Genomic DNA, 11,693 nt, shown 5'->3' on the forward strand with positions numbered 1-11,693 from the left:
AATATAAGTACTCCAATATCAACAATAAAAACAGGATACCCCTATGACTATGGACTATGCCATTCTCGCAGCTGCATTAATAACACCCGTACTCTTTGGTTTTGGCCTGCTTATACCTTTGGCGATGGATACTGAGCCCAAACCTTAAACAACGGACAACGCTTCGCTATCGGCATTCAGTGGAACACTCTGACTGATGCTGACGCCCTGTAAATCACGATCAAGCTGCTCAGCAAACTGTTTCACCCGAGCCCAATCCGTAAATTCGATATTCTGGGTTGGATCGGTCGGCCCACCGGTTATTTTCATGATTAACCGAATCATTTGCTGGTCAATCCAGTTATAGCGGTTATACAACAGTGCTCCGGCAAATACATCGACCCTGTCCGGTGTCCATGAAATCTGTTTCAAGAATTTTTGCAGATAGCGGTTATTGTACGGATCCCGCCGCTCCGGCCTTCTGGCGGTCAGATTAACCGAGAAAAAATAACCGGGTTTCCTGGCAAGCCGCTGACTGAACTTCTCTATGAACTGGTAACATTCCCGGTGGTGCTTACCATAACGTATGGAACTGCCAACAACGACACCATCAAAATCATCCAGACTAAAATGGTCTGTCAGGTCTGCTAGAGAGCGGAGCACAGTTTCATGCCCGGATTGATTCAGACAGTAACTGATTCGTTCCATAATTTTTCGGGTCTGGCCTTCAGACCCAATGTACAACATGGCTAAGCGGGACATAATGAATTCATTCGATCTACGCAGAAAATTTCTGGACAGATAATAATCAATTTGCACAACAGTGTTTTTAACATAGATCAAAAAAGTCAGGGAATAAAAGTCAGCTTGATGTAAAAAACCGTACTCGATACGACAAATTGCACTTTCTTGATTTGTTGTACAAAACGTCGATCCTCTTCTATTTTGCTAAAGACCCCCGCCACCGGAGACAGTGTATGTCCCACACCTTCGAAACTCTTCCAGAAAATGTGAAACAATACTCCGCTCAGGAGTTACAAAAGCTGCTGTTCAGTGCCATTGATCTTGGCATGCAAATCAAAGAGTCTCATTGGACGATGGCAGGGCGCGAATTTCTCTCCGTCCACCGATTGTTCGACGAAGTCCATGAAGTGATCGAAGAGGCCACGGATGATATTGCCGAACGCATCGCACAACTGGGTCACAAACCTGAAGGCACCCTTAAGAGTGTGGCCGAAAAAAGCACGCTACCCAGCTACCCTAAATCGTTTCAGTCAATTGATGAGCACATTGAAATCATCAGCCAGCGACTGGCGTATTTTGCCGGGCAATCTCTGCAGGCATTGGCGAATATTGAGGAAGGAGGCGACCCGATTTCTGCAGATCTGATCACAGCCAGAACCCGGGAAGTAGACAAGCTGGTCTGGCTGGTTGAGTCACACCTTACACCCAAAAAGTAAGTAACCAACCACAGAGACAAAAAAGGCTCCACTTGGGAGCCTTTTTTGTAAGGGATTAGCCTTTATAGAGCTTTGGATTCAGTACATCTCGCAACCAGTCGCCCAACAGGTTCAACACCAGAACCAGAACCACCAGCACAACGCCTGGAATAACGGTAATCCACCAGCTGCCAGAGAAGATATACTCAAAACCACTGGAAATCAGAGAGCCCAGTGACGGTTGAGACACTGGCATCCCCAAACCCAGGAAAGAGAGCGCCGCTTCACTGATAATGGCGTTGGCAATCTGCACCGTAGAAATAACCAGAATAGGCGACAGTGCATTGGGAAGAATATGTCGGAACATAATCCTGCCAGAACCAAAACCCATCACTCGAGCCGCTTCTACATATTCTTTCTTTTTCTCTGCCAAAACCGAAGCCCGGACAGTTCGAGCATATTGCGGCCATTCGGCGATACCAATCACCAATATCAGCATCAACATGGCGAGCTTGCTATACAACTCCGAACCAAAAGAGGCCTGGAATACGGCCAACACAATAATGGCAACCATCATGGTAGAAAACGACAGTTGTATATCCGCAACCCGCATCAGAAAACTGTCGATGCGGCCGCCGAAGTAACCTGCCATTAAGCCCAGTACGATGCCAATAAACGCCTGCAAAACCACAGCAAACAAACCAATGGCCAGAGAGATTCTCATGCCATAAAGAATGGTGCTGAACAAATCACGGCCCTGATCATCGGTACCCAACAGGAAACGTTCATCCCCTTCTTCCGCCCAAGCAGGGGGAAGTTCCGAGTCCATAATATCAATGGCGGCCAGATCATAAGGGTTAGTGGGCGCCAACACCGGTGCCAGCAACGCAGCACTGACAAACAGGGCAAAAATAAATGCACAAACCATCGCCACCCGATCACGGGTAAAGCTGTACCAGAACGCTGATTGTTTAAATAATTCCCAACGGGATCTCTCTTTGTATTCTGGCGCCGCAGATGTCAGTTCACTCATTGTGCAGTCCTCGCCAGTCTAACGGTCGGATTCACCAAACCATACAGCAGATCCACCAGCGTATTCACAACCACGAAAACGCCACCAACCACAATCAGATAAGCCACAATCAATGGCGTATCAACTCTGTTAACCGCTTCCAGGAAAAGGAAGCCCATGCCAGGCCATTGAAAGACAGTTTCCGTCAAAATGGTGTAGGCGACCATGGTGCCTATCTGCACACCGCCGACAGTAATCACCGGCAACATAGTATTTTTCAGGGCATGGAGGAAATAGATACGGACTTTTTTCAGGCCTTTGGCTTTAGCAAATTTCACGTATTCAGTGTGAAGCACTTCGGTCATTTCAGAACGAATCAGACGAATAAACAACGGCAGCATAATACTGGCCAGAGAAATTGCCGGGAGAATCAGATGAAGCAGGCCGTCACGGGTGAACAAGCCACTCTCCCAGAGACCAAATACCGAAGTCGTCTCACCACGCCCATAGGATGGAAGCCAGCCAAGTTCGATTGAAAATAAATAAATACTAAAAATGGCTGTCAGGAAAACAGGTACAGAAATCCCCAGAATACTGAACCCAAGAATCAGTTTGGTGCCCCAGCTGTCAGGGCGTATTGCGCAATAAACACCTGCTGGAATCGATACCAGAATAATAATCAGGGTTGCTGCAAACACCAGCTCAAGGGTTGCCGGCATTTTGGCAAAAATCACATCCAACGCCGGTTCTTTAAAGAAATACGATTGACCTAAGTCGCCCTGCAGGGCATTGCCGAGAAAGCGGCCATATTGCACCAGGAATGGGTCGTTTAAACCGATTTCATCCCTTAGTTTTTGACGCTCAGCTTCAGAAACGGACTGACCAACCAGCTCCCGGAGCGGATCGCCCAAATTATCCTGAATGGAAAAGCTGATAATGCTGATGACAAACATCACTATCAGCCCTTGCATAAGCCTGCGCATTAAAAATAACAGCATAAATAACCTTCACTGCTTAAAGCTTACAAAAGCAATAGCGAACAATGTTCTTGTTTTTTGTAGGTCGGTAACCCAAAGGGTTGCCGACAAGTCCCCATTAGAAATCGAGCCATTTGTCGGCAATCCCTTCGGAATTACCGACCTACATCAGACGGCAATTATTCCTTAATCACCAGATCGCCCAGGTATGGGAAGTTCATTACGTTAACAACATCGGCTGCTGCCACTTTCTTGCTGGCGCCCCAGGCAAGGTTCTGCCAGTGCAGAGGCACAAACGCCGCTTCTTCGTAAAGAGTACGTTCCACATCCTGAAGGATTTGCGCACGCATTTCAGGGTTGGTTTCAGAACCGGCTTTTTTCACCAGCGCATCAACGGTTTCGTTGCAGTAGTTACCGGAGTTGTACTGTCCCCAACCTGACATTTCATCAGCACAGGCCGCCAGATACTCGGTGAAGTTTGCAGAATCTTCGGTGTCCGCGTGCCAGCCGATCATCATCATGTCCGCAGAACGCTTATCAAACTCTGGCCAGTACTGTGCTTTTGGCATGGTTTTAAGATCAACTTTAATGCCGATCTTCGCCAGCATGGAAGCCACCGCTTGAGCGATCTTCTCATCATTCACGTAGCGGTTATTCGGCGCCATCATGGTGATAGAGAAGCCATCTTCATAGCCCGCTTCTTTCATCAGCGCTTTGGCTTTCTTCAGGTCATACACAGGCTGCAGACCTTCTACATAACCAGCGTAGCCTTTTGGCCCTTGCTGTCCGGCAGGTGTCGCAAAACCTTTCATGATCTTCTTAACAATGCCTTCGTTGTTAATGGCATAGTTAACGGCCTGACGAACACGCTGATCTTTAAACGCTTCAACACGCTCCTGATTCAGCTGGAACGTAATGACACGAGTACCGCCCAGAGTCACCAGATCCGTATCAGCAGACTTCTTGATACGATCATGGTCGTTTGGTGGTACCGGGAAGATGAAGTCAACATCACCAGACAGCAGAGCCGCTACACGGGTAGGTCCTTCTTTAATCGGCGTCAGCACGATTTCATCCACGTTACCCGGAGATTGCTTGTCCCAGTAATCAGCGAAACGATCGAACTCAACGCGAACACCTTGCTGACGCTCGGTCACGATGTATGGACCAGTACCAGACGCATTTTTGGAAGCAAAGGTATCACCGTGCTTCTTCAGAATGTCTTTTTCCTGGCCGTTAGCATCCAAACCATCATAGAACTTGCTGTCCATCGGAAAGAGATAGGTCGCAGAGTTCAGCAGCAGCGGAAAAGCTTCTTTAGTAGCCAGCTCAAACGTGTAATCGTCAATGACGTTCACACCGGCAAATGGCTCAAAAACACCCTTAAAATCTGCACTTGCAGACAAACGATCAAAAGTCCACTTAACGTCAGCAGACGTCAGTTCATTACCACTGTGGAATTTAACGCCTTTGCGCAGAGTGAAACGCATGGTTTTATCGTCAACACGCTCCCACTTTTCAGCCAGACGTGCTTCGAATTGATGCTCATTATCCCAACGTACCAGCGGGTCAAAGACCAGGTGTGACATCTGGAGTGTTGCACCAGACAGCTGCTCGTGCGGATCCAAAGATACTGGATCAGAGTCGTATGCCATCTTCAGGGTAGCCGCCTGAGCACCTACAGCCATTGATGCCGCCAGAATCGCTCCGGCAAGCGTTTTCATGGTTTTTTTCATTATTTTCCCCTATTTCAGGTTTTCCACTGCTTCAAAGTTTGCCTGTCCTTCCTAGTCAGGCGTACAGCTCGTTATATACCCATCGCCTTTCAAGTTGCTACGTTGTTGTCAGCGTTCGCTCACCCCGATCACCTACTATTTGTAGGCTCACGGGGCTTCGTTCTCTTGTCGCCTAGTAGCAACTTGAAATCCAATGGGTATAATTCGTTGATCGGCCACTTATACGTGAGCGACCTGCGCTTCAATTTCCAGCCCTTCATGGGACAGGTTTTCAACCCTTGGCATCATACTGATCAAGTGCTGGGTGTATTCATGCTGCGGGTCACTGAATATACGATCAGTGTCGCCGGTTTCCACCAGTGAACCCATTTTCATCACACCAATGCGATCACACATTTGCAGAATGACCGGCAAATCATGACTGATAAACAGCATGGTCAGCCCGAGCTCTTCCTGAAGATCTTTCAACAGATTCAGAATTTGCGCCTGAACCGACACGTCAAGAGCGGACGTCGGTTCATCGCAAATCAAAAAGCGAGGGCGGGTTGCCAATGCACGGGCAATGGAGATTCGTTGACGCTGCCCCCCAGAAAACTCATGGGGGTACTTCACGCCGGACGCTCTGCCAAGTCCAACATGATCCAATAGGTCGGAAACAATTTGATTCACCTGACGTTCGGACTCAGCCAGGTCATGAAAACGAATAGGCTCGGCAATAATATCCCGCACCGTCATACGAGCATTCATACTAGAGTATGGGTTTTGGAACACCATTTGAATTTGACGACGGAAAGGCTTTCGCTCTTTTTCCGTCAGCCGGGTAATATCCTGACCGGCAAACTCAATAGAACCGGCATCCGGTGGGTACAAACCCGCAATCACCCGCGCAATGGTGGATTTACCGGAACCGGACTCTCCTACCAAACCAAAGGTTTCACCAGGGCGAACATCAAACGATACTTTATTTGACGCCTGAACGTACCGACGATTCTTTTTGAAAAAAGCAGACTGGGTTTCAAAGCGAAGATCGACGTCTCTGACCTTAAGTAAAACATCGCCACTGGGGTTCCCGAACACTTCCTGTTCACCCAACCAGTGATTTTTTACATCGATCTGGTTACCTTCCGCTTTTTCAATATATTCAACACTGGGGAAGCGGTGCAGTTTTACATCGGTTCTAGGCACTGCACTGATCAGGCTCTGGGTATAAGGATGCTCAGGTCGACATAGGATCTGTTCAGTGGTTCCCAGTTCCACCAGATCACCCATGTACATCACCGCAACACGATCAGTGACGTTAGCAATGACGCCCATATCATGGGTAACAAACAGGCAGCCTACCTGACGTTTTTTGCAGAGCTCACGTATGAGTTCAAGAATCTGATTTTGAATCGACACATCAAGCGCGGTAGTCGGCTCATCTGCAATGATCAATTCAGGATCACCGGAGAGTGCAATGGCAATAACTACCCGCTGTCGCATACCCCCAGAGAACTGGTGAGGATATTGTTTAATTCGAATCGCTGGTTCAGGAATGCCGACAGATTCAAGCAGCTCTATAGCCTTTTCAAACGCCGCAGCCTTGTCAAGATCCAGATTCACCATGATGGTTTCTACCATCTGGGTTTCAATAGTGAGCAAGGGGTTTAAAGACGTCATTGGGTCTTGGAAAATAAACCCTATGCGCCGCCCACGGATCTTGCGCATGGCTTCACCGTGGAGGCCACTGATCGTCAGGTTATCCAGTTTGATGTTGCCGCCGGCAATAATACCCGGAGCACTCAAAAGATCGATAACGGCATTGCCTACCGTCGACTTGCCTGCACCAGACTCCCCCACAAGACCAAGGATTTCTCCTTTTTCTACCGTGAAAGAGACGCCTTTGACGGCGACTGCTGTACCATGGCGTGATGGAAATTCTATCCGCAGCCCTTCTACTTCTAATAAGGACATGCTTCCCCCCTTTTTATGCTCAGTCGTTATTCTCAGGAGTCTTCTTGCTGATTTTTCTAGCCTGTAGCCAGCAACTCAGAAGAGAGGCTCGTATACGACAGAAACAGTTCAGTTGATCCAGCTTGTTATGCTCCATAACAGCCATCACAGAAATGCAGAGTGAGGTGGCCAGGCTCATTTGGTTTATGAGCACATGGAGTGTTTATTATTAATGCTGTTGGTGAGGGGTAACTCATCCATACAGTCATTTTCAACAGAGCAGCCAAACATATTGTTGTCTGGATGATCTGATACTCCAACAAAGACGCAGGGCAGCATGCCTGAAGAAAAAAGGCGCTGACATTACCCGTACAACTCTATCGGGCATATGTCGACAATCACATAGTTGACCGTCGACTTATTTCGGAAAATAACTATACCGCCAGAAAATAAAAATAAAAAGCCTTGGTTCGGCAACTACTTACCAGCCAAAGAATATTTTATTACTTAGAAAAGATAATTATGCAGCCGGCATCGCAACCGGCTTAAACCATAGACGACAATACTGCATATATATTCCATATGGTCGTCCCATAATCAACATAGCACCTATTTGACCTGCACAGGCCATAAGCACCTGCTCAACGCCTGCACCAGTGGAAATCACTAGCGAAGCGTATAAAGGGATTTGAAAAGAAACATAGGCCAGAGCATCCAGCAGCGCCATTTGCATAAAACCCTGCCCGAACTTGCTGCCTCGACGAAATAGCCAGTCACGGTATAAACCATAGGCTCTCGCCGTGAAAAGATTCACGGGAATACTGAGTAAACGGGATTGCAGCGATTGATCAAATGTTAGGCCAGCCATCAATTCAACGGTCATTCCAACAATAATGCTAAAGGTAACCATGGCAAAGGTATCCGCAAGCATATCCCGATTAAACATTGCCCTTACTCCTGAAAACAAAAGAGCAAAAAAATCCAACACCGACAAAGTTGCCAGTCATTCTTTATCTATGGTTTACCGGCCTTGAGGAGGGCTTTCCACTGGTCATTTAAGAAGTGAGAAGGGTTGGCTCTGGTGAAATTCAAGTGGTAAATCAAGCAATCGGGAGGGCCGATTTCATCGATAAAAAATATCCCTAAAACAGAAAAACAACAATAGCGAGAAGTATCAAAATACTGCCATTAGCAGTAGATTAATCTAAACATGTAAGCGTCAGCAGATATTTCATCCGCAGTGATTAAGCTTGAAATTACGTGTTATTTATCGATGATATGTTGGCAACTTCAATGACCATGATAAAAATCAATTGCTCCCTCCGCAATTCTGCATATGATACCGAATGGACAAAAAGGCTAACCCATGCACAAAGAAATCATTCAGTCTCTTGAAGCACTGAGAGAACAAAAACCGCTGGTACATAACATCACTAATGATGTGGTGACAAACACCACCGCCAACGCGTTACTGGCCATTGGTGCTTCACCCATTATGTCCAGAGCGGCAGAAGAAGTTGCCGATCTGGTGGGTCTGATTGGCAGTCTGGTCATTAACACGGGCACACTCACCAGCGCCAGTATCAACAGCATGAAGCTTGCCGTTGAAACCGCCAACCAGCTTGGCAAACCCTGGATACTGGACCCTGTGGGCGCCGGCGCCACACTCTTTCGCCTAACCAGCAATATCGAGCTGCTTAAATATAAACCCGCTGTCGTTCGTGGTAATGCCTCTGAAATTAAAGCACTATTTACCGGCGCTAATGAAGGTAAAGGTGTTGATAGCAGCAGTAGCAGCGAATCCACCCTGGATTTCATTCAGGAAAAAGCCCGTGAGTACCATCTGGTGATTGCCGTCACAGGCGCAACGGATTACATCACTGATGGCTCAGATGTCTACCAAATCACCAACGGTCACCCAATGATGGCTCGTGTCACCGGCACAGGCTGTACAGCGACGGCCATTATCGGCGCATTCCTGGCGGTATCAGAAAACCCTTTGATTGCAGCCGTTTCCGGACTGACCTGCCTTGGTATTGCTGGAGAAATCGCAGCGAAGAACTGCCCTGGCCCGGGCACCCTTCAGGTAAAACTTCTGGATGAGCTTTACCGACTAGATCATTCCGTTATCAAGCAAAGCGCCAAAATCAGCAATCTAAAAAGGAGCTGCCATTGAGCCTGTTTTCTTCATTCAAAGCCCCTTTACCTGCACTTCCTTTTCCGGCGTTTAAAAAGCCGGGAATGGAGTTACTCGGACTGCCTATTCGACTACTGCCGTCTGCACTGGTGAATAAGCCACTGACCAGAGCCATCAATCAGGCATTCAAAGCACCCATTGAAGAAGGGGATTTTGATTTCCTAGAAAATCGCTGCCTGAAAATTCACGTAACGGATCTGGCGATCAGCTTCTATATCAGCTTCGATGGTCAGCAACTGCAGGCTTCTGGACCGAGGCATTTTGATGTGGAATTCCGCGGCAATACTCAAGCCTTCATGAAGCTGGCAAGTCGTCGGGAAGATCCGGACACCCTGTTCTTCCAACGTCATTTAATGATTGAAGGGGACACTGAGCTTGGCCTGGGTGTAAAGAACCTTCTGGACAGCATAGAGATGGAGCAGCTACCTACTGCCATTCAGTTACTTATGAAAACCGGGAAAAAACTGGCTTAGTTTTTCTTGTCTTGCCCTTATTTCTGACCAACATTGCCAGTTGGTCAGAAAACCATTCGGCTGTCTTTGCGGCTTTCTCCAAGCCTTTTCCAGCACCGCCGATACTCATTTTTGATTGATTCGCGTGAACGCATGCGGCGCGCATTAATTCATAACGGGTTCTGATACCATATTTATCGTATACCCACAACGGCATATGCCTCAACGTTGCCAGCGAACGCATAAAATAAGCCATCCTTTTATGGTATCGATAACAGTCCCCTCTACTATTTATGCTGCCTTCCTGAAGACGCTTTTCAGCGTATTCATAACATTTTGCAGCACCCTCGAAGTCGCCTAAAAGCTGCAAATAAAGCCCCCTTTTGACATTGATATTCCACTCCAAGCTTATTGCATACTTCTTCTAGCGTCTTTAACGCCCTTTCAGGGTCGTTGTGGATATGCCATTCCAGAGACGACTGCCTGATAAGAAAAGTATCTTGTAGCCATAAAGGAACCTTTGAACGCTGCTCTCGGAGGAAGCGCAATTCTTCCCGGTTATCATCAATTTCCTTTTTCATATAATGGAGATAATGCCGAGTAGCCATCATCAATGAGGATTTTATATGTTCAGTAAATACAGCATTTGATAATGAATCCACCTTTTTAGAAAAAGCAATCAAATGAGAGATAAGCTCTCCATCAAATGCTTCCTCCTTGCTGGTCAGAAGTCGAAATAGCGCTTCATTGGCTCGATTTACATGTCGAAATATTATCTGTGCCATGTCAGCTACAGATTCCGATAAACAATCAAATCTTACACCTGCCTGAAACTTAACTTTAGCTGCGTATCTTCGCCACCAAAACTGCTCTTCAGCATAGTCGACATGATTCTGGATTACGGATACAAGTTCTTTAACGCTTTTTTCTGGGTCATCTTCTGCACTGTCAATAGCGAGTTCAATTGACACCTTGTTAAAATCAACTTGGCCTATCAAATTATCGCCGTACTCAAGACAATCCACCAAATCATAATATTCTTTTAATTTATCATTTTTTGCATAACTACAAGCTTTACAAAAATAGTCTCTTGCTTCATTAAATCCGTCTGTTTTTAAAGACAGAACGCCTAATGAGTAATAAAGGTTATATAAGGCCTTGGGTGTTATCCAAATAGAATAATCATCAAAGATAGCCTCACATGATTGCAGATATTCAATACCCTGCTTTGCAGAAGGCCCAGGGCTTACGCATCAACTAGGTACTAAAGTTCCTTATTATTTTCAGTAACCAATTTGAATAATACTGTATCTGTCGCTTAGATAGTGTATCGGTTCAGAGATGTTCGCTATGCAAACTCTACAACAGAATACACTGGTTACCTATATCGATACTGTACCGGATCCCCGCTGTGAAGGAATGTGCATACATAACTTCAGCAATTCCCGCTGACAGCTTATTAATGCTCAAATTAATTGGTAATTCAAACCGCCATTTATTCAGGACGAACGAAGTCACGCTGACTAATGAGCAACAATATCCGCAAGTTCTAAACACAGGTTAAWCAGGACTATCTTGAGTGCCACTATGTGGTATCAACAACCAAATGTTTCAAACYAACACTCCTGTCTTCAATAATTGCTGTGAATAAATCATTCCAGTTATCGATGATAAACCAGTCAAACAAGCCACGAATCGCATGCCATARKKMSTTKWTSRWYTKMWWTSMTWYAARMKSMYKWWSSRAWMAMTYAGTTAATCCATTACGAGCCGGCTCAGGAATTTTGAACTACTGTTTCCTCATAGTTTCCACCTGTACGATCATCATGAAATCGGTTTCCAACATAACTGATCCAGCTATCATCACTACACTGCAACAGGCTTCGCGCCTTGGTCCTACTCCGTATTTGAGAGAACGAGCTCATGCTGTATTGCTAAGCCACCGTGGGTATACTCTTGAGCAAATAGC

The 11,693-nt window shown here is 46.4% G+C and carries 11 protein-coding genes; 3 read left to right on the plus strand and 8 right to left on the minus strand.

Annotated elements, in window-relative coordinates:
- Window positions 1-144: 144 nt before the first annotated feature.
- Window positions 145-741, minus strand: a complete 597-nt coding sequence (hemG, locus tag AKL11_RS18260) for a menaquinone-dependent protoporphyrinogen IX dehydrogenase (protein ID WP_067520173.1) — start codon at window positions 739-741, stop codon at window positions 145-147.
- 215 nt (window positions 742-956) lie between these two features.
- Between hemG and dps the strand changes: the two genes are divergently transcribed.
- Window positions 957-1,439, plus strand: coding sequence for a DNA starvation/stationary phase protection protein Dps (gene dps / locus AKL11_RS18265; RefSeq protein WP_067520175.1), 483 nt, complete (start codon window positions 957-959; stop codon window positions 1,437-1,439).
- A gap of 55 nt (window positions 1,440-1,494) precedes the next feature.
- Here the strand turns inward: dps and AKL11_RS18270 are convergent, their stop codons facing one another.
- From AKL11_RS18270 to alaE, 5 genes are all read right to left on the minus strand, one after another.
- Window positions 1,495-2,451, minus strand: a complete 957-nt coding sequence (locus tag AKL11_RS18270; protein ID WP_067520177.1) for an ABC transporter permease — start codon at window positions 2,449-2,451, stop codon at window positions 1,495-1,497.
- Complete coding sequence (locus AKL11_RS18275) at window positions 2,448-3,428, minus strand: ABC transporter permease (protein WP_067520179.1); 981 nt, start codon at window positions 3,426-3,428, stop codon at window positions 2,448-2,450. Before AKL11_RS18275 ends, AKL11_RS18270 begins: the two co-directional genes overlap by 4 nt.
- A 158-nt stretch (window positions 3,429-3,586) precedes the next feature.
- Window positions 3,587-5,143, minus strand: a complete 1,557-nt coding sequence (locus AKL11_RS18280; RefSeq protein ID WP_067520181.1) for an ABC transporter substrate-binding protein — start codon at window positions 5,141-5,143, stop codon at window positions 3,587-3,589.
- 219 nt (window positions 5,144-5,362) lie between these two features.
- Window positions 5,363-7,096: an ABC transporter ATP-binding protein gene (locus AKL11_RS18285; protein ID WP_067520183.1), complete on the minus strand. Its 1,734-nt coding sequence runs from the start codon at window positions 7,094-7,096 to the stop codon at window positions 5,363-5,365.
- A 499-nt stretch (window positions 7,097-7,595) separates the two neighbouring features.
- The gene (alaE, locus tag AKL11_RS18290; protein WP_067520185.1) at window positions 7,596-8,021 is read right to left on the minus strand and encodes an L-alanine exporter AlaE; all 426 of its coding nucleotides are present in this window, start codon (window positions 8,019-8,021) and stop codon (window positions 7,596-7,598) included.
- 420 nt (window positions 8,022-8,441) lie between these two features.
- Here alaE and thiM point away from each other — a divergent pair, with 420 nt between their 5' ends.
- Window positions 8,442-9,251 (plus strand): hydroxyethylthiazole kinase, encoded by an 810-nt coding sequence (thiM, locus tag AKL11_RS18295; protein ID WP_067520187.1) that lies wholly within the window; start codon window positions 8,442-8,444, stop codon window positions 9,249-9,251.
- Entirely contained in the window at window positions 9,248-9,745 is a 498-nt protein-coding gene (ubiT, locus tag AKL11_RS18300; protein WP_216636543.1) for a ubiquinone anaerobic biosynthesis accessory factor UbiT, read from the plus strand. The genes thiM and ubiT overlap by 4 nt, the downstream gene beginning before the upstream one ends.
- Here ubiT and AKL11_RS25705 read toward each other — a convergent pair.
- Complete coding sequence (locus AKL11_RS25705; protein ID WP_067520189.1) at window positions 9,717-9,968, minus strand: hypothetical protein; 252 nt, start codon at window positions 9,966-9,968, stop codon at window positions 9,717-9,719. The genes ubiT and AKL11_RS25705 overlap by 29 nt on opposite strands.
- An 82-nt stretch (window positions 9,969-10,050) precedes the next feature.
- Window positions 10,051-10,695, minus strand: coding sequence for a hypothetical protein (locus AKL11_RS18310; protein ID WP_172807323.1), 645 nt, complete (start codon window positions 10,693-10,695; stop codon window positions 10,051-10,053).
- Between the last annotated feature and the right edge of the window lie 998 nt (window positions 10,696-11,693).

The organism is Endozoicomonas ascidiicola (assembly GCF_001646945.1).
In the GTDB taxonomy this organism is placed as follows: Bacteria; Pseudomonadota; Gammaproteobacteria; order Pseudomonadales; family Endozoicomonadaceae; genus Endozoicomonas; species Endozoicomonas ascidiicola.